The 18,048-nt window shown below is 70.1% G+C and carries 17 protein-coding genes; 9 read left to right on the forward strand and 8 right to left on the reverse strand.

Features of this window, described 5'->3' with window-relative positions; genetic code table 11:
* Positions 1-88 precede the first annotated feature (88 nt).
* A complete protein-coding gene (locus ACI2LY_RS08650; RefSeq protein WP_404706567.1) occupies positions 89-1,591 on the reverse strand; it encodes an LVIVD repeat-containing protein in 1,503 nt (500 codons plus the stop codon).
* 237 nt (positions 1,592-1,828) lie between these two features.
* Here ACI2LY_RS08650 and ACI2LY_RS08655 point away from each other — a divergent pair, with 237 nt between their 5' ends.
* Complete coding sequence (locus ACI2LY_RS08655) at positions 1,829-2,407, forward strand: DUF305 domain-containing protein (protein ID WP_404707288.1); 579 nt, start codon at positions 1,829-1,831, stop codon at positions 2,405-2,407.
* Positions 2,408-2,443: 36 nt separating this feature from the next.
* On the opposite strand, the gene ACI2LY_RS08660 is transcribed toward ACI2LY_RS08655, so the two are convergent.
* From ACI2LY_RS08660 to ACI2LY_RS08690, 7 genes are all read right to left on the reverse strand, one after another.
* Positions 2,444-4,810 carry an ATP-binding cassette domain-containing protein gene (locus ACI2LY_RS08660; protein WP_404706568.1) on the reverse strand — a complete coding sequence of 789 codons (2,367 nt, stop codon included), beginning with the start codon at positions 4,808-4,810 and terminating at the stop codon, positions 2,444-2,446.
* A gap of 48 nt (positions 4,811-4,858) precedes the next feature.
* The gene (locus ACI2LY_RS08665; protein WP_404706569.1) at positions 4,859-5,269 is read right to left on the reverse strand and encodes a VOC family protein; all 411 of its coding nucleotides are present in this window, start codon (positions 5,267-5,269) and stop codon (positions 4,859-4,861) included.
* 10 nt (positions 5,270-5,279) lie between these two features.
* Complete coding sequence (locus ACI2LY_RS08670) at positions 5,280-5,723, reverse strand: helix-turn-helix transcriptional regulator (protein WP_404706570.1); 444 nt, start codon at positions 5,721-5,723, stop codon at positions 5,280-5,282.
* Positions 5,720-6,394, reverse strand: coding sequence for a DUF6308 family protein (locus tag ACI2LY_RS08675; protein WP_404706571.1), 675 nt, complete (start codon positions 6,392-6,394; stop codon positions 5,720-5,722). Before ACI2LY_RS08675 ends, ACI2LY_RS08670 begins: the two co-directional genes overlap by 4 nt.
* On the reverse strand, positions 6,379-7,587 hold the full coding sequence (locus ACI2LY_RS08680) for a VWA domain-containing protein (RefSeq protein WP_404706572.1): 1,209 nt from the start codon (positions 7,585-7,587) through the stop codon (positions 6,379-6,381). Before ACI2LY_RS08680 ends, ACI2LY_RS08675 begins: the two co-directional genes overlap by 16 nt.
* A 115-nt stretch (positions 7,588-7,702) precedes the next feature.
* Entirely contained in the window at positions 7,703-8,896 is a 1,194-nt protein-coding gene (locus ACI2LY_RS08685) for an extracellular solute-binding protein (RefSeq protein ID WP_404706573.1), read from the reverse strand.
* A gap of 148 nt (positions 8,897-9,044) precedes the next feature.
* Positions 9,045-10,493 (reverse strand): gamma-aminobutyraldehyde dehydrogenase, encoded by a 1,449-nt coding sequence (locus tag ACI2LY_RS08690; protein WP_404706574.1) that lies wholly within the window; start codon positions 10,491-10,493, stop codon positions 9,045-9,047.
* 207 nt (positions 10,494-10,700) lie between these two features.
* Here ACI2LY_RS08690 and ACI2LY_RS08695 point away from each other — a divergent pair, with 207 nt between their 5' ends.
* From ACI2LY_RS08695 to ACI2LY_RS08730, 8 genes are all read left to right on the forward strand, one after another.
* Complete coding sequence (locus ACI2LY_RS08695) at positions 10,701-11,231, forward strand: Lrp/AsnC family transcriptional regulator (protein WP_401630943.1); 531 nt, start codon at positions 10,701-10,703, stop codon at positions 11,229-11,231.
* Positions 11,228-12,592: an aspartate aminotransferase family protein gene (locus tag ACI2LY_RS08700; RefSeq protein ID WP_391300549.1), complete on the forward strand. Its 1,365-nt coding sequence runs from the start codon at positions 11,228-11,230 to the stop codon at positions 12,590-12,592. Before ACI2LY_RS08695 ends, ACI2LY_RS08700 begins: the two co-directional genes overlap by 4 nt.
* A 180-nt stretch (positions 12,593-12,772) precedes the next feature.
* Positions 12,773-13,513 (forward strand): ABC transporter ATP-binding protein, encoded by a 741-nt coding sequence (locus tag ACI2LY_RS08705; RefSeq protein WP_404706575.1) that lies wholly within the window; start codon positions 12,773-12,775, stop codon positions 13,511-13,513.
* Positions 13,495-14,745 (forward strand): hypothetical protein, encoded by a 1,251-nt coding sequence (locus tag ACI2LY_RS08710; protein ID WP_404706576.1) that lies wholly within the window; start codon positions 13,495-13,497, stop codon positions 14,743-14,745. Before ACI2LY_RS08705 ends, ACI2LY_RS08710 begins: the two co-directional genes overlap by 19 nt.
* Before the next feature lie 94 nt (positions 14,746-14,839).
* The gene (locus ACI2LY_RS08715) at positions 14,840-15,247 is read left to right on the forward strand and encodes a VOC family protein (RefSeq protein WP_404706577.1); all 408 of its coding nucleotides are present in this window, start codon (positions 14,840-14,842) and stop codon (positions 15,245-15,247) included.
* 10 nt (positions 15,248-15,257) lie between these two features.
* Positions 15,258-15,818 (forward strand): chloramphenicol phosphotransferase CPT family protein, encoded by a 561-nt coding sequence (locus ACI2LY_RS08720; protein ID WP_404706578.1) that lies wholly within the window; start codon positions 15,258-15,260, stop codon positions 15,816-15,818.
* Positions 15,819-16,005: 187 nt separating this feature from the next.
* Complete coding sequence (locus ACI2LY_RS08725; protein WP_404706579.1) at positions 16,006-17,133, forward strand: LOG family protein; 1,128 nt, start codon at positions 16,006-16,008, stop codon at positions 17,131-17,133.
* 158 nt (positions 17,134-17,291) lie between these two features.
* Positions 17,292-18,002: an LAETG motif-containing sortase-dependent surface protein gene (locus ACI2LY_RS08730; protein ID WP_404706580.1), complete on the forward strand. Its 711-nt coding sequence runs from the start codon at positions 17,292-17,294 to the stop codon at positions 18,000-18,002.
* Positions 18,003-18,048: the final 46 nt, after the last annotated feature.

The raw sequence follows: 18,048 nt of genomic DNA on the forward strand, positions 1-18,048 counted from the left end.
TACCGGTAGTCCAACAACTGCGTCAGCGCGGCTGAAGGTTTCTATGAGATGGCAGAGGCCGCCCACCTTCCGGCGAGCGGCCAACGCCTCAGTCGAAGTACTCCGGCTGCGTCTGCACATTCAGTTCCGGCAGGTGGACCCGGCGGGCCGAGTCGGTGCGGCGGTCGTTCAGTTTCAGGACGTCGAACCCCTTCACGATGTCGTTGGAGTAGATGTAGCCGTTGTAGTAGTACGCCGACCACGAGCCGCCGACCTGGAGGGTGTCCGTGGAGAGGGGGCCGCGTTCGAAGTAGGCGATCTCCTTGGGGTGGCGGGAGTCGGTGAAGTCCCAGACGGAGATGCCGCCTTGGTACCACGCCTGGACCATGAGGTCGCGGCCCTTGACGGGGATGAGGGAGCCGTTGTGGGCGACGCAGTTCTCGGTGTCGGCCTGGTGGCGGGGGATCTTGTAGTAGTTGCGGAAGACCAGTTTGCGGTGGTCGCCACGGCCCACGATGTCGTAGATGCCGTCGGCGCCGCGGTTCGGGCCGATGGCCGCGTTGCAGGTGGCCGCGCCGCCGCCGCCCAGCTCGTCGGTGAAGACGACTTTGTCCGCGCGCTGGTTGAACGTCGCGGAGTGCCAGAAGGCGAAGTTGACGTTGTCCTGGACCCGGTCGATGACCTTCGGGTGCTCGGGGTCCTTGATGGAGAACAGGATGCCGTCGCCCATGCAGGCGCCCGCCGCGAGGTCCTTGGAGGGCAGCACGGTCAGGTCGTGGCAGCCGGTGGTCTTGGAGACGCCGGGGTTGGTGGGCGCGCCGGGGTTGCCGCCGCCGTCGGGGCCCTCGCCGGGGAAGAGGACGGGGAAGCCGACCACGGCCGCCTTCTCGGGCGCCTTGCGCGGCACCTTGATGACCGAGATGCCGTCGTGCGGCGGCTGGCAGTCGGGGAAGGTGGCGCTCGGCGAGTACGAGGAGACGTAGATGTAGACGTCTCGGCGGTCGGGCACCAGCGTGTGGGTGTGGGAGCCGCACGCGGTCTCCACGGCGGCGACGTACTTCGGGTTCGCCTTGTCGCTGATGTCGAAGATCTTCATGCCCTCCCACGACGACTTCTCGGTCGCGGGCTGGGAGGTGCTCGCGCAGGAGTTGTCGCTGCGCGAGGAGTCGGTGGAGAGGAAGAGCAGGTCGCCGCTGACGGAGACGTCGTTCTGCGAGCCGGGGCACAGCACCTGCGAGACCGTCTTCGGCGCCTTCGGGTTGCTGATGTCGAAGATGCGGAAGCCGTCGTAGTTGCCCGCGTAGGCGTACCGGCCCTGGAAGGCGAGGTCGGTGTTGAAGCCGGGCAGGGCGTCCTTGGGGACGTTGGTGAGGTGTTCGATGTTGGCGGAGTGGACGATCTCGTCCTGGCCCGGTATCTCACCGTCCGCGATCGCATCGCGCACCTCGGCCGCGTCGCTCTTGGAGACGCGCTGCCCGGCGGCGGGGCTGTCGCCGGGGTCGGGGGTGGCGGAGGCTGGTGCCGTGGTGAGCAGCGCGGCCAGGAGACCTGCCGCGGCGGCGGCAACTCCCAGGCGTCTGCGACGGGTTCGGGGATCGTGGGACAGGGTCACTGCTTCCTCCCTGGTGCCGGACGTGGGGGCGCGGCTCACACTCCCCCGCAGTATCGTCCGCGTCATGGACAGGTCAACAGTGCGCAATGAGTCGCATCCGAAGGTTCTCGGTCATTCGCGGGCCGGAAAGTGCTAGGACGGTCAGTGTCCGCACCATCGCGAAGGCAGGAGATCTCCGTGGTTCACCGCCGCACATCCCTCACCACGGCCCTCCTGACGGCGGCTGCCGTACTCACGATGGGCGGCTGCTCCGGTTCCGACCCCGACTCCGCAACGCACGCCGGACCTTCGGTCATCGCGCCGGGCAAGCCGGGCGAGGCGAACCGGACGATGTCCGCCGAGGACGCCGCCGAGCAGCGCGAGGACGACAACTCCCCCAACGCGGCGGACCGTTCCTACGCGCACATGATGATCACGCACCACGCCCAGGCCCTGACGTTGACCGAACTCGCCCAGAAGAGAGCCCAGTCGATCCAGGTGAAGCGCATCGCGGAACGGATATCCGCCGCGCAGGGACCCGAAATCGCCTCCATGAAGGGCTGGTTGAGCACATACGGCAAGGGCGCCAAAGACGCTCACCAGCACGCCGTCATGCCCGGCATGGCCACCGACGCCCAGCTCGCCGAACTCCGCGCCGCCAAGGGCAAGGCGTTCGACCAGCTCTTCCTGAAGCTGATGATCGCCCACCACGACGGCGCCATCACCATGGCCACCGACGTGAAGGCACAGGGCAACAACATCCAGATCGAGGAGATGGCCGACGACGTCATCGCCCAGCAGACCAGCGAGATCGTCCGGATGCGCGACATGCTCTGACCAAGGCGGCCGACCTGACCGCCCGGGCCGGAGCCGTCACTCCCCCACGTACTCCGCCAAGTGCCGTCCCGTCAGCGTCGACCCGTCCGCCACCAGCTCCGTCGGCGTCCCCTCGAACACGACCTGCCCGCCGTCATGACCCGCACCCGGCCCCAGGTCGATGATCCAGTCCGCGTGGGCCATCACCGCCTGGTGGTGTTCCACGACGATGACGGACTTGCCGGAGTCGACCAACCGGTCCAGCAGAACGAGCAGTTGCTCGACATCGGCGAGGTGCAGTCCGGCGGTCGGCTCGTCGAGGACGTACACACCACCCTTGTCCGCCATGTGCGTGGCCAGCTTGAGTCGTTGGCGTTCGCCGCCGGAGAGGGTGGTCAGCGGCTGGCCGAGGGGGAGGTAGCCGAGGCCCACGTCGGAGAGGCGGGTAAGGATGCGGTGCGCGGCCGGGATACGGGCCTCGCCCTCCGCGAAGAACGCCTCCGCCTCGCTGACCGGCATCGCCAGCACCTCGCTGATGTCGCGGCCCCCGAGCCGGTACTCCAGCACCGCCGCCTGGAAGCGCCGCCCCTCGCACTCCTCGCAGGTCGTGGCGACGCCCGCCATCATGGCGAGGTCGGTGTAGACCACGCCGACGCCGTTGCACGTGGGGCACGCACCCTCGGAGTTGGCGCTGAACAACGCGGGCTTGACCCCGTTGGCCTTGGCGAACGCCTTGCGGATCGGGTCCAACAGCCCTGTGTAGGTGGCCGGGTTGCTCCGCCGCGAACCCCGGATCGCGCCCTGGTCCACGGAGATGACCCCGTCACCCTCGGGCACCGACCCGTGCACCAGCGAACTCTTGCCGGACCCGGCGACCCCGGTCACCGCGACCAGCACCCCGAGCGGGATGTCCACGTCGACCCCGCGCAGGTTGTTGGCGTCCGCACCCCGGATCTCCAGCGCGCCGGTGGCCTTACGGACGGTCTTCTTCAGCGAGGCCCGGTCGTCCAGATGGCGCCCGGTGACGGTGTCCGAGGCCCGCAGCCCGTCCACCGTGCCCTCGAAGCAGACGGCACCGCCGCCCGTACCGGCGCCCGGACCGAGGTCAACCACGTGGTCGGCGATGGCGATGGTCTCCGGCTTGTGCTCCACGACCAGCACCGTGTTGCCCTTGTCGCGCAGGCGCAGCAGCAGGCCGTTCATCCGCTGGATGTCGTGCGGGTGCAGTCCGGTGGTGGGCTCGTCGAAGACGTACGTGACGTCGGTGAGCGAGGAGCCGAGGTGCCGGATCATCTTGACCCGCTGCGCCTCGCCGCCGGACAGCGTGCCCGAGGGGCGGTCCAGGGAAAGATAGCCGAGGCCGATCTCCACGAACGAGTCCAGGCTGTGGCCCAGCGCGGTGAGCAGCGGGGCGACCGAGGGGGCGTCGAGGCCGCGTACCCATGCGGCGAGGTCGGTGATCTGCATCGCGCAGGCGTCGGCGATGCTCACGCCGTCGATGGTCGAGGTGCGGGCCCCCTCGTTGAGCCGGGTGCCCGCGCAGTCGGGGCAGACGGTGAAGGTGACGGCGCGCTCCACGAAGGCGCGTACGTGCGGCTGGAGCGCGTCGACGTCCTTGGAGAGGAACGACTTCTGGATCTTCGGGATCAGGCCCTCGTACGTGAGGTTGATGCCCTCCACCTTGATCTTGGTGGGCTCCTTGTGGAGCAGGTCGTGCAGCTCGCGCTTGGTGAACTTGGCGATCGGCTTGTCGGGGTCGAAGAAGCCGCAGCCGGTGTAGATACGGCCGTACCAGCCGTCCACGCTGTAGCCGGGGATGGTCAGCGCGCCCTCGCGCAGCGACTTGGTGTCGTCGTAGAGCTGGGTGAGGTCGATGTCGGTGACCGCGCCCCGGCCCTCGCAGCGCGGGCACATCCCGCCGGTGCGGCTGAAGGTCACCTTCTCCGCCCGGCGCGCCCCCTTGTCCACCGTGATCGCGCCGCTGGCCTGCACCGACGCCACGTTGAAGGCGTACGCGCTGGGCGGGCCGAGGTGCGGGGCGGCGAGGCGGCTGAACAGGATGCGCAGCATGGCGTTGGCGTCGGTGGCGGTGCCGACGGTGGAGCGGGGGTCGGCGCCGAGGCGCTGCTGGTCCACGATGATGGCGGTGGTCAGCCCGTCGAGCACGTCCACCTCGGGGCGGGCGAGCGTCGGCATGAAGCCCTGGACGAACGCGCTGTACGTCTCGTTGATCAGCCGCTGCGACTCGGCGGCGATGGTGCCGAACACCAGCGAGCTCTTGCCGGAGCCGGAGACGCCGGTGAACACCGTCAGCCGCCGCTTGGGGATCTCGACGCTGACGTCCTTCAGGTTGTTCACCCGCGCGCCGTGGACCCGGATCATCTCGTGGCTGTCGGCTGCGTGCACGTCCGTGCCCTTGGTCATCCCATCTCCATCTTCACGTACTGGCTTCTTGTCGTACGCCGGGCAGGCTCAGCGGTGTTCCTGGATGCGGAGCATGTTGCCCGCCGGGTCCCGTACCGCGCAGTCCCGGATGCCGTACGGCTGGTCGGCGGGCTCCTGGACGATGTCGGCACCGGCGGCCACCAGCCGGTCGAAGGTACCGTCCAGGTCGGGGGTGGCGAGCACCATGCTGGCGTACGTGCCCTTGGCCATCATCTCGGTGATGACGCGCCGCTCGTCGTCGGTGATGCCGGGGTCCATGGCGGGCGGGCTGAGCACGATGTTCGTGTCCGGCTGGCCCTTGGGACCGACGGTGAGCCAGCGCAGGTCGTTGTGTCCCACGTCGTTGCGCAGCTCGAAGCCGAGGGTGTCCCGGTAGAAGGCGAGGGCCGCCTCCGGGTCGTCCTGCGGGAGGAAGCTGGCGTGAATGCTGATGTCCATGGCCGTCACGCTAGCCGTGGCCCGGGACCCGCGCTTCTCGATTCCTGACCGGTCTGGTCACCACCTTGACCACGCAGGTCGGCAGCCCTTCCGTCGCCCGCGCCGCCTCGGTCCGGTACACGCTCGGCGCCATCCCGACCAGCTCCCTGAACCGCGTACTGAACGTCCCCAGCGACGAACACCCCACCTCGAAGCACACCTCGGTCACACTCAGATCCCCCCGCCGCAGCAACGCCATCGCCCGCTCGATCCGCCGCGTCATGAGATAGCTGTACGGCGACTCCCCGTACGCCGCCCGGAACTGCCGACTGAGATGCCCCGCCGACATGTTCACCCCCCGCGCCAACGCCTCCACGTCCAGCGGCCGCGCGTACTCCCGGTCGATCCGGTCCCGCACCTGCCGCAGCAGCTTGAGCTCCCGCAGGCGGCGCGGGTCGGCGGGTGAGGTGGTCATACCGAAATCGTGCCATGCCCGGCACATCGCCGGGCCTTGTGATCCTGCTCGTGCGCCATCCAGAGGACGATGTCGCAGACCCGGAGGGCACTGACCGTCTCGGGTATCCCAGCACGTTTCCGCAGGTCGAGGAGGGTGTGGCGGAGGGCGTGATCGTCGGCTCGGAGGGCGGTGTGGAGGGGGAGCCAGAAGGCCGAGGGGCGGCCGAGCAGGCACTTCACGACGTTGTCGTAGACGGGGACCAGTCGGGGCCGCTTACGGGCCAGCAGCTTGCCCGCTGTGACCCAGCCGATGCCGTCCACAGTACGCAGGAGCTTCCACGCCAGAACAGCGGCCGAGCCGGTGTCCAACTCCGCAGCATCGACGTCGGCCATGTCGGCATCCACCGGTATACGCCTCAGCAGCCCGCTCAGCCGCCTGCCCGGCTCGCCCTCCAGCAGTTCCAAGGCGCCCTTCGCCGACACCGTCACCGACAACATCTGCACCGCGACCAGATCCTCCGCCGTCACCACATCCGCGACCCCGTCCCGATCACCCCCGCCCCCCAGATGCTCGAACCGCGCCCCCGTATAAGCGGCCCCGCCCTCCAGCCCGAAGTACCTCCGCAGATCACCCACGGCACTCTCGGAGCCCAGACGGCCCCGCACGATGTCCCTCAGCCCCGCATCCACGCCGCGAACCCCTCCACCAGCCCCGCGTAGAACCGTTCGTCCGGCACCGCCCCCGGATTCTTGCTCGCGTCGTAGAAGGCGACGTTGGGGAACTTGGCACCGGTGGCGGCGTTGAGGTTCTTGTAGAAGGCGAGCTTGCCTCGGCCGAAGCCGACGAAGAGCCAGAACACCCCAAGGGAGGCGGTGTTCTGGAGGAGGGACCGCACCTCGGCCTTGTCCCAGGGCTCGTCGCCGACCTGGGTCACGATGAACGCCGGGTCCTGCGCCCCTGACTCCCGGTAGTGGCCGACCGCGTGCCGCATCGCCGCCGCGACATTGCCCCAGCCCCAGTCGACCTGGGTGTGCAACTGGTCGATCCGGCCCCGGTAGTTGTCGAGCCGGATGTCCTCCAGGAACGGCTGGTCCCCGCTGGAGAAGAGGACGGGGACGGTGCCGTCGTCGTCCAGGTTGGCCGAGAGGGCCAGCACCCGTTCCGCGAAAGCCTGTACGGCGAACGACTCGTACAGCTCCTCCATGTTCCAGCCGTGGTCCAGCAGCAGGTACACCGCCGCCCGCCGCTGCCCGATGCCCCGCATCGCCAGCACCCGGGACGCCTGCCGGGCCGGGGCGACCAGAGCCGGCGCGACCCGCTCCACCTTGGCCAAGTCCACCACGGCGCTCGGTGCCCGCGGTCGCTGGACCGGAACCGGGGCGGGCGCGGGAGGTTCCACGTCGACGCCGTAGTCGGTGGCGAGACCGGCCAGCCCGGAGGCGTACCCCTGACCCACGGCCCGGACCTTCCAGGCGCCCTCGCGCCGATACAGCTCGGCGAGGACGACGACCGTCTCTCCCGCGGTGAAGTCCGGCGCGGTGAAGGAGAGTTCCGTGGTGCCCGGCTGGGTGATCGCGAGTACGGGGGCGCGGGTGAAGACCCCGCCCGGCTGCCCCGGGTCGACGCTGACGACGATGGCCACCCGGTCCACGTCGGCGGGCACGCGGCCGAGATCCGCCGTCACCACCGAGCCCGCGACCGATACGCCGTCCTGGGCCGGATGGTTGTAGAAGACCAGGTCATGGTCGCCCCGCACCTTGCCCTGCGCGCCGAGCAGCAGCGCCGAGACGTCCGACGCAGGTCCCTGCACCGAGACCGACAGCAGCACCGGCGCCGACAGCAATGGCGCGTTCTCCCCCTTGCGCAACGACGTCGCCCGCATACGCCCCCCTTGATCGCAGGGGGGATACGTTAGACCCCTACTGCCCGGTCACGACGGCTTTTGACGGAATTCGGTCCGGCTCGGAGAAGCAGATTCCGACGCCGCCGCGCGACCCCTACAGCCCGACGATCGAGTTCCACCGCCGCATGAACTCCGCCCGTTCCGACGCCTTGATGTCGCGGGCGATGGCCAGGCGCTTGCGCATGGTGGGGGTGGGGAAGATGAGGGGGTTCGCGGCGAGGGACGCTGTTTCCGGGTCGTCGCTGTCGGCGAGGATGTGCTGGGCGGCCGGGACCGGGCAGACGTAGTTGACCCAGGTGGCCAACTCGGCCGCCACCGACGGGGTGTAGTAGTAGTCGATCAGGCGCTCGGCGTCGGCCTTGTGGGCGGCGCGGTCGGGGATCATCAGGGAGTCCGACCAGAGTTCGGCGCCCTCCTCGGGGACGACGAAGCGGATGTGCGGGTTGTCGGCCTGGAGCTGGATGACGTCGCCGGAGTACGCCTGGCAGGCCAGGACATCGCCGCTGACCAGGTCCTTGGTGTAGTCGTTGCCGGTGAAGCGGCGGATCTGGCCCCGGCGGACCTCGCGTTCCACCTGGTCGCACATGGTGTGGAAGTCGGCGGCCGTCCAGCGGGTGATGTCCACGCCGTTGCCCTGCATCAGCAGCGCGAACGCCTCGTTCAGCCCGGAGAACAGCGTCACCCGGCCCTTGAGGTCGCTCGCCCAGAGGTCCTTCACGTGCCGGATCTCGCGGCCGAGACGGCGGCGGTCGTACGCGATGCCGGTGATGCCGGACTGCCAGGGGACGGTGAACAGGCGGCCGGGGTCGAAGGCGGGGCGGCGCAGCAGGGGGTCCAAATACTTCGCTACGTTCGGCTGCCCGGCCCGGTCCATCCGCTGGACCCAGCCGAGGCGGACGTACCGCGCGCACATCCAGTCGCTGATGACGATGAGGTCGCGGCCGGTGGGCCGGTGGTTCATCAGGGCGGGGCTGATCTTGCCGAAGAACTCGTCGTTGTCGTTGATCTCCTCGACGTAGTCGACGGAGATCCCGGTGCGCTTCTCGAAGGCGTCCAGCGTGGGCCGCTTGCGCGCGTCATTGTCATCGGTGTCGATGTACAGCGGCCAGTTCGACCAGGTCAGCCGGTGGTCGGCGGCGGAGCGGTCGGGGGCGGAGCGGTCGCCGGGGCGGACGTACGCCGAGGGCACCCCGCACCCGGCGAGCGCGCCGAGCGCGGCGGTGCCCCCGAGGGCCCGCAGGAAGGACCGGCGGGTGGGGGCGGAGCCACGAACAGAGGTGTGAAGCACCCGGAAAGTGTGCCGCCCGAGCCCTCGAAGGAACAATTCGGATGCCGACCCAGGGGCGCGGGGCTGCCTCAACATGCGGCTACCGCCGCGTGAGCGCGACCAGCCCCCACGCGCCCGCGGCCGACATCCGGCGGGACCCGGCAGGGCCTTACGCGTCCAAAGAAGTCATCACGTGCTTGATCCGCGTGTAGTCGTCGAACCCGTACCCCGACAGGTCCTTGCCGTAGCCCGACTTCTTGAAGCCGCCGTGCGGCATCTCCGCGACCAGCGGGATGTGGGTGTTGATCCACACGCAGCCGAAGTCCAGCTTCTTCGACATGCGCATGGCGCGCCCGTGGTCCTTGGTCCACACCGAGGAGGCCAGCGCGTAGTCGACGCCGTTGGCCCACTCGACGGCCTGGTCCTCGTCGGTGAAGGACTGGACGGTGATGACCGGCCCGAACACCTCGTTCTGGATGATCTCGTCGTCCTGCTGGAGGCCGGAGACCACGGTCGGGGCGTAGAAGTACCCCTTGTCGCCGACCTGGTGGCCGCCCGTCTCGACCTTGGCGTGCGCGGGCAGCCGCTCGATGAACCCGGCGACCTGCTTGAGCTGGTTGGGGTTGTTCAGCGGGCCGTAGAGCACGTCCTCGTCGTCCGGCTGGCCGGTCTTGGTCTCGGACGCGGCCTTGGCGAGCGCGGCGACGAACTCGTCGTGGATGGACTCCTGGACGAGGACGCGGGTGGCGGCCGTGCAGTCCTGACCGGCGTTGAAGAAGCCCGCCACCGAGATGTCCTCGACGGCCTTGGGGATGTCGGTGTCCTCGAAGACGACGACGGGCGCCTTGCCGCCCAGCTCCAGGTGGACCCGCTTGAGGTCCTTGGAGGCCGACTCTGCGACGGACATGCCCGCGCGCACCGAGCCGGTGATGGAGGCCATGGCCGGGGTCGGGTGCTCGACCATCATGCGGCCGGTGTCGCGGTCGCCGCAGACGACGTTGAAGACGCCCGCGGGCAGCACCGAGCCGATGATGTCGGCGATGAGAACGGTGGAGGCGGGGGTGGTGTCCGAGGGCTTGAGGACGACCGTGTTGCCCGCGGCGAGCGCGGGGGCGAACTTCCACACAGCCATCATCATCGGGTAGTTCCACGGCGCGACCTGGGCGCAGACGCCGATCGGCTCGCGGCGGATGATCGAGGTCAGACCGTCCATGTACTCGCCCGCAGAGCGCCCCTCGAGCATCCGGGCCGCGCCCGCGAAGAAGCGGATCTGGTCGACCATCGGCGGGATCTCCTCGGAGCGGGTGAGCCCGACGGGCTTGCCCGTGTTCTCCACCTCGGCCGCGATGAGTTCCTCGGCCCGCTCCTCGAACGCGTCGGCGATCTTCAGCAGGGCCTTCTGCCGCTCGGCGGGGGTGGCGTCGCGCCAGGCCGGGAACGCCTTGGCGGCCGCGTCCATGGCGGCGTCCACGTCCGCCTGCCCGGACAGCGGCGCGGTCGCGTACACCTCACCGGTGGCGGGGTTGACCACCTCGGTGGTCCGTCCGTCGGCGGCGTCCCGGAACTCACCGGCGACATAGTTCCGGAGTTTGCGCAGCCCACGCGGCTCGGTGCTCACTGCCGGCCTCCTGATCTGGTTCGAGGGTTCGAGCGGTCCCGCCCCCGGAAGGCCGCACGGCTGTCCGGTGGCTGAGACAACCCAACCCTAGTCGGGACACCCACGTTTTCAACACCCCCGCCACCACCCTTCCTGCGAAATCCGCACACTGCACGCCCGTAAACAACGAATTTCATCGATCGAGCCTTGCGAAACTGTCGAGGTGTCGTGCACAGTGAGGGCGTGGCCAGTCGAAGCACAGAACACAGGGACTCCGCCCGCGAGTCCAGGAGCGAGTCCAAGGGGGCGACCCCGCAGCTGGACGCCGTCTCCCTCGCCATCATCGAGCAGCTCCAGGAGGACGGCCGCAGGCCCTACGCCGCGATCGGCAAGGCGGTCGGCCTCTCCGAGGCGGCCGTGCGCCAGCGGGTGCAGAAGCTGCTCGACCAGGGCGTGATGCAGATCGTCGCGGTCACCGACCCGCTCACCGTGGGCTTCCGCCGCCAGGCGATGGTCGGGGTGCATGTCGAGGGTGACGTGGAGACGATCGCGGACGCGCTGAGCGCCATGTCCGAGGTCGAGTACGTGGTGATGACCGCGGGCTCCTTCGACGTCCTCGCCGAGATCGTCTGCGAGGACGACGACCACCTGCTGGACGTGATCAACCGGCGCATCCGGGCCCTGCCCGGCGTCCGCTCCACCGAGAGCTTCGTCTACCTCAAGCTCAAGAAGCAGACCTACATGTGGGGAACCCGATGACCCAGAAGGACCTCAGCCGCACCGCGTACGACCACCTGTGGATGCACTTCACCCGCATGTCCTCGTACGAGAACTCGCCCGTCCCCACCATCGTGCGGGGCGAGGGCACCCATGTCTTCGACGACAAGGGCAAGCGGTATCTCGACGGTCTGGCGGGCCTGTTCGTGGTCCAGGCCGGGCACGGCCGGGTGGAACTGGCCGAGACCGCCCTCAAGCAGGCCCAGGAGCTGGCCTTCTTCCCGGTGTGGTCCTACGCCCACCCGAAGGCGATCGAGCTGGCCGAGCGGCTGGCCGGGTACGCCCCCGGCGACCTCAACAAGGTCTTCTTCACCACCGGCGGCGGCGAGGCCGTGGAGACCGCGTGGAAGCTGGCCAAGCAGTACTTCAAGCTGGTCGGCAAGCCCACCAAGCACAAGGTGATATCCCGCTCGCTGGCCTACCACGGCACCCCGCAGGGCGCCCTGTCCATCACCGGCCTGCCCGCGCTGAAGGCGCCCTTCGAGCCGCTGGTGCCGGGCGCGCACAAGGTGACCAACACCAACATCTACCGCGCCCCGATCCACGGCGACGACCCGGAGGCGTTCGGCCGCTGGGCCGCCGACCAGATCGAGCAGCAGATCCTCTTCGAGGGCCCGGACACCGTCGCCGCGGTCTTCGTGGAGCCGGTGCAGAACGCGGGCGGCTGCTTCCCGCCGCCGCCCGGCTACTTCCAGCGGGTGCGCGAGATCTGCGACCAGTACGACGTGCTGCTCGTCTCGGACGAGGTCATCTGCGCCTTCGGCCGCCTCGGCACGATGTTCGCCTGCGACAAGTTCGGCTACGTCCCGGACATCATCACCTGCGCCAAGGGCATGACCTCGGGCTACTCCCCGATCGGCGCGACCGTCGTCTCCGACCGGATCGCCGAGCCCTTCTACCGGGGCGACAACGTCTTCCTGCACGGCTACACCTTCGGCGGCCACCCGGTCTCCGCCGCGGTCGGCCTCGCCAACCTCGACCTGTTCGAGCGCGAGGGCCTGAACCAGCACGTCCTGGACAACGAGGGCGCCTTCCTGCGCACCCTGCAGAAGCTGCACGACCTGCCCATCGTCGGCGACGTCCGCGGCAACGGCTTCTTCTACGGCATCGAGCTGGTCAAGGACAAGAACACCAAGGAGTCCTTCGACGCCGACGAGATCGAGCGCGTCCTGTACGGCTTCCTCTCCAAGGCCCTGTTCGAGAACGGCCTGTACTGCCGCGCCGACGACCGCGGTGACCCGGTGATCCAGCTGGCCCCGCCGCTGATCGCCAACCAGGAGACGTTCGACGAGATCGAGCAGATCCTGCGCGCGACCCTCACGGAGGCGTGGACCAAGCTCTGACCTCTCCGGCCCCGGCCCCGGCGGCGCCCGTTCGAGTGAGAACGGCGGCCCGGGGCCGTGTGCTGTGCCGCCTCCCCCGCGACGCTGCCTAGCGTGCCCAGTGACCGATCGGCCCGCTCTTCGTTCCCCCCAACGGGGCACAGGAACACGGGAAAACGGATCAGAACCGAGGTGTACGCCATGGAGGCTCCGCCGGACAACGACGTGCTCTGGGCACGCTCCCTGCACTTCAAGCATCCCGACGGTTCGCCCGGTGTCGCCGGGGTCTCGCTGGGCGTACGCGAGAGCGAGATCCTCGCGGTCGGCGGCCCGCGCGGCAGCGGAAAAACGACCCTGCTGCGCTGTCTGTCCGGGCAGGTCCGGGTGGACGAGGGCGAGGTGTGGTTCAACAGCTCCCCGGTGCACACCCTGGGCCCGATGGCCCGCGAGAAACTGCGCCGCGACCGGTTCGGCTGGATCGACCCGGCCCCGGCGCTCGTCCCCGAGCTGAACGTCTGGGAGAACGCGGCGCTCCCGCTGATGCTGCGCGGCACCAGCCGCCGCCGCGCCAAGGTGGCCGCCATGGAGTGGCTGGAGCGGCTGGACGTGGGCGACAAGTCCAGGAAGCGCCCGCACGAACTGCTCCAGGCGGAGCGGCAGCGCGTCGCCATCGCCCGCGCGCTGGCCCCCGGACCGACGGTCCTGTTCGCCGACGAGCCGACCGCGCCGCTGCACCGCGCCGACCGCGGCCACGTGCTGCGCACGCTCACCACGGCGGCCCGCTCGCACGGCATCACCGTGGTCCTCGCCACCCACGACCCGGAGACGGCGGCCCTGGCCGACCGCTCGGTCTCGATGCTGGACGGACGCCGGGTGAAGACCGTGCACCTGCCCGACGCCCCGGACACGGAAGGCCGGGCGGCGTGCTCGCTCTCCGTCTGACCCGCGCGGCCAGACCCGCCGTCCAGCTGCGCCGCCTGCTCGTGGCGGCCGCCTCGGCGGGCACCGGCTTCCTGCTGCTCGGCTCGCTCGGCTACGCGCTGGACCACCCCCAGACCCCGGGCGCGGCCGCGCTGCGCCTGGCCTGGTGCGTGGTGCCGCTCGCCGCGACGGTCTACCTGGCGCTCGCGGTGGCCCGCACCGACCCCGGCACCCGGCCCCGGCCGGGGCTGTCGGCGGTGGGGCTCGGGCCGGGCCGGCTGATGGCGGTCTCCGCGCTGACCACGCTGCTCGCCTGCGTGCTGGGCTCGCTGGTCGCCCTGCTGTTCTTCCTGCATCTGCGCGGCGACCTGTCGGGGCTGCCCATCGACGGGAAGGGCGCGCAGTTCCTCGCGGCCGACCGGCCGCTCCCGGTCCCGGCCGCGCTCACCCTGCTGGCGCTGCTGCCGCTGGCCGCTTCGGGGGCGGTGGCGCTCAGTCTGCGCCCGCGGGACCCGCGTCGGCCCGCCGCGAAGGGCACCTTCGGCGCCCGTTGGCACGCCGTCACCCACAAGGCGGAGGCGCCCGCGGAGGCCCCGGTGGAGGCCGGAGCCGAGCAGGCGGGCTGGTCGGACGTGCTGACCGTCGCGCCGCCGCCCCGCGAGGCCCCGGCGGGCTTCCCCTGGGGTGTCGCCGCGCTGGCGGCGGGCCTCGCCGTGCAGGCGTACGCGAACCGGGCCGCCCCGGCGTCCGTGCTGGCGCTGCCCGTGGAGGGCTCGGCGGTGCTGGGCGGCTGGCTGCTCACCGCGCTCGGGCTGGTCCTGGCCGCGCCGGGCCTCACCTACCTGTGCGGGAAGGTGCTCCAGTCGGCGCAGCCCGGCGCGCTGCGGCTGCTGGCGGGGCGGGTGCTGATGTCCGAGGCCACCCGGATCGGGCGGCCGCTCGGGGTGGTGTGCGCGGTGACGTCGGCGGCGCTCGCCACGACCGCGATGTACGACCAGCCCGCCGCCGCCTTCGGCCCGCTGTCCACGGTGGCCACGCTGGTGGTCGGCGGCTGCACGCTGGCGACGCTGCTGACGGCCGCCGTGGAGGCCCGCCAATCCCGCGCCGACACCACGTCCGCGCTGCTCCGGCTCGGCGCCCCGGCCACGATGCTGCGGGGTTCCGCCGCGCTGCGGGCCGGTGCCCTGATCGCCCTGTTCGTACCGCTCACCCTGCTGATCGCCTACCTGTCGGCGCTGCCGCCGACGAAGTGACGGGAACGAGTTCACGGGCCGCCGATGAGTTTTCCGGCGGCCCGTCGTCTATACCGGCGAACGCGTATCGCGCACTTATCGCAGGGGAGAACCCATGTACCAGCAGATGATCTTCGTGAACCTGGTCACCGCCGACGTGCCCGCCACCCGGAAGTTCTACAGCGACCTGGGTTACGGCATCAACGAGCAGTTCAGCACGGACGACGTGGTCAGCGTGATGATCAGCGACACCATCGTGGCGATGTTCCTGGCGCCCTCGCACTACGCCCAGTTCACCCAGAAGAAGATCGTGGACTCCCGCACCTCCAGCGAGACCCTGCTCTGCCTGAGCGCCGAGAGCCGCGAGAAGGTGGACGAGCTGGTGGAGAAGGCCATCGCGGCGGGCGGCACCTCGCACGGCGAGACCCAGGACCACGGCTTCATGTACGGCCGCGCCTTCGACGACCTCGACGGCCACACCTGGGAGATCATGTGGATGGACCCCGCCGCCGTCCAGGGGTGAGCATGGCCGTATGACACCCGGCCGGATCATCTTCCTCAACGGCACGTCGAGTTCCGGGAAGTCGAGCATCGCGCGCGAGCTGCTCGACATCCTGGACGACGGCGTGTTCTCCCACCTGTCGGTGGACGCCTTCAACTCGATGCGCGCCCAACGGGAGCTGTCCGAGCAGGAGTTCCACGCCGCGCTGCGCCGGACCCGGCTCGGCTTCCACCGCTCGGTCGCCGCCATGGCCGAGGTGGGCAACGACCTCGTGGTGGACCATGTGCTGAGCGAGCCGTGGCGGCTGGCCGACTGTCTGGCGGTGCTGCGCCCCGAGGACGTCCTCTTCGTCGGCGTCCACTGCCCGCTCCCGGAGCTGGAGCGGCGCGAGCGGGCCCGCGGCGACCGCGAGGCGGGCCTCGCCGCCCTGCAGTACGACCTGGTCCACGCCCACGGCGACTACGACCTGGAGTGCGACACCGGTACGGAGAGCCCGCGCGCCTGCGCCGAGCGCATCCGGGACTTCCTCCCCCACCGGCCGACCCCGACCGCCTTCAGCCGCCTGCGCGCCCGGTACGCCATCGAGGGGTGAGGCGGCGCGGCACTAGGGGGTGTCTTGTCGATCAGGCCGGATCAGGGAGCGGCGTCTGGTGCCGTGCATCGCAAGGCGGAGGAGGGAGTCGATGCGGAGCATCGGCGAGTGACGACAACGCGGCGAGGTGCGGTGCCAGACGCCGCGAGCCCGGCGTGATCGACAAGACACCCCCTAGCATGTGCGGATGCCTCCGATACCCGCCCGGCCCGAAGAGGTCGCCCCGGACCATGAGATCGAGTCGCTGGCGGAGTTCGACGCCGTCGTCGCCGCGCACGGGACACTCGCGCGGTTCCGCGTGCAGGCCGTCGACCTGACCGGCCGCACGGAAGACCTCCTGAAGCTGGACACCGAGGGCGCCGTCTTCCTCGGGTGCCCGATGGACGCCGACGCGGCAGCGCATGTCGCCGCCCGCGGTGCCCTGGTGTTCCCGCCGGTGCCGGGACTGCCCTTCGATCCGTACCGTGGATTCGCCTACACCCCCGAGGAGTTGTTCGCCTCGTTGGCGGACGGGTACGAGGCGACGCCGGACGCGCGGGCGTACGAGTGGTTCCAGCGGACCAAGTCCGACGGCGACATCCTCGCCTCCATGCTGCGCGCGGTCCACGACGACTCCGTCTCCGACGCCCTGGACGAACTCCTCGTCGGCGCACGGGTGGTGGGTGTCATGGGCGGTCACGCGATGGCCCGTGGCACCGAGGAGTACGCGGGCGCGGCCCGGCTCGGTCGCGAACTGGCCCGCGCGGGCTTCACGGTAGCGACCGGGGGCGGTCCGGGCGCGATGGAGGCGGCCAACCTCGGCGCGTACGCGGCCCCGTTCGAGGACGGGATGCTCGGCGAGGCCCTGCGGATTCTGGCCAAGGCGCCGTCGTTCACCCCGTCCGTGACGGACTGGGCGCGGGCCGCCTTCGAGGTACGGGAACGCTGGCCGGACGGGGGCGGGTCGGTGGGCATCCCGACCTGGTTCTACGGCCACGAGCCGCCGAACGCGTTCGCCTCCCACCTGGGCAAGTACTTCGCCAACGCCACGCGCGAGGACGGTCTGCTGGCCCGCTCCAACGCCGGGGTGGTGTTCCTGCCGGGCGCGGCCGGGACCGTACAGGAGATCTTCGACAACGCCACGCCCAACTACTACGGCTCGCGCGGCAATCCGACGCCCATGGTGCTGGTGGACGAGGAGCACTGGACCGAGAAGCTCCCCACCTGGCCCCTGCTGCGGGCGTTGGCACGGGAACGGCCGATGGAGTCCCGTATCGCCCTGGTTGGCCGGATCGAGCTGGCTTCCGACGCGTTGAAACGTCTGGCTGAGCAATAAGAAGGTAAAGTCAACGCCCGTTGACCGCCTACGCATTGACATGCTTATGACGCGCTTATAAACCTGTGTGTCTTGTGGGGAAGCTGGGGCTCCGCTCCGTCCATCGCTCCAACTCCCCGTCTGCCCCCCGCAGTTCTGCACTCAGTAAAGGACATGACTTGTCCATATCCCGCCGTAACGCGCGCCGCTCCGTGCGCATCCTGGGTCTTGCCTCCGCGTCGGCCGCTCTGGTCCTGGGCGTCTCCGGCCAGGCTCTCGCTTGCAACATCGGCGAGTTCAAGGCCGAGGCCGTCTGCACGGGCGAGAAGGGCCAGATCAAGGTCACCGACCGCGACTTCTCCGGCCAGCTGGCCACCGTCTCGGTGTTCCTGGAGAACAACGGCGCCGATGAGAAGAAGATCGGCGAGCAGCAGGTGAAGGGCACCAAGGAAGGCGCCACGATCGTCTTCGACGAGGACTGGGCGCCCGGCGCGGTCTACCGCGTCAACGTCAACGTGCCCAAGTTCATCAACAACAAGAGCATCACGCCCAACGTGATCGCCCCGGCCACGGCGTGCAAGAAGGAGGAGTCCCCCTCCCCCACGCCGCCCGCCTCCGAGTCGCCGAAGCCGACCCCGTCGGCCTCCGTTCCGGCCGAGGAGAGCGCCTCCCCGTCCGCGTCGGCGTCCGAGAGCAGCAGCGCCGCCGCTCCGGTGTCCGAGGCCCCGAGCAACGCGCCGTCCGCGGCGATCGGTGACTCGAACCTCGCCGAGACCGGTGCGAACTCCAACACCGGTCTGATCGCCGGTGTCGCCGGTGCCCTCGTCGTCGTCGGCGGTGGCGCGGTGTACTTCGGCATGCGCCGCCGTGGCGCGAAGACCGGCAGCTGACGTCTTCGCCCGCACAGCACGACAGCGGCCCGTCCCCGTCTCGTAC

Origin of the sequence: Streptomyces sp. NPDC002176 (assembly GCF_044903645.1) — a bacterium.
GTDB lineage: Bacteria > Actinomycetota > Actinomycetes > Streptomycetales > Streptomycetaceae > Streptomyces.

Coding starts and splice junctions, on each gene's coding strand:
- ACI2LY_RS08680 (WP_404706572.1), bottom strand. CDS start 7,587: ATGCGGGCGACGTCGTTGCGCAAGGGGGAGAACGCGCCATTGCTGTCG.
- ACI2LY_RS08715 (WP_404706577.1), top strand. CDS start 14,840: ATGTACCAGCAGATGATCTTCGTGAACCTGGTCACCGCCGACGTGCCC.
- ACI2LY_RS08720 (WP_404706578.1), top strand. CDS start 15,258: ATGACACCCGGCCGGATCATCTTCCTCAACGGCACGTCGAGTTCCGGG.
- ACI2LY_RS08700 (WP_391300549.1), top strand. CDS start 11,228: ATGACCCAGAAGGACCTCAGCCGCACCGCGTACGACCACCTGTGGATG.
- ACI2LY_RS08705 (WP_404706575.1), top strand. CDS start 12,773: ATGGAGGCTCCGCCGGACAACGACGTGCTCTGGGCACGCTCCCTGCAC.
- ACI2LY_RS08665 (WP_404706569.1), bottom strand. CDS start 5,269: ATGGACATCAGCATTCACGCCAGCTTCCTCCCGCAGGACGACCCGGAG.
- ACI2LY_RS08660 (WP_404706568.1), bottom strand. CDS start 4,810: ATGACCAAGGGCACGGACGTGCACGCAGCCGACAGCCACGAGATGATC.
- ACI2LY_RS08655 (WP_404707288.1), top strand. CDS start 1,829: ATGGGCGGCTGCTCCGGTTCCGACCCCGACTCCGCAACGCACGCCGGA.
- ACI2LY_RS08725 (WP_404706579.1), top strand. CDS start 16,006: ATGCCTCCGATACCCGCCCGGCCCGAAGAGGTCGCCCCGGACCATGAG.
- ACI2LY_RS08670 (WP_404706570.1), bottom strand. CDS start 5,723: ATGACCACCTCACCCGCCGACCCGCGCCGCCTGCGGGAGCTCAAGCTG.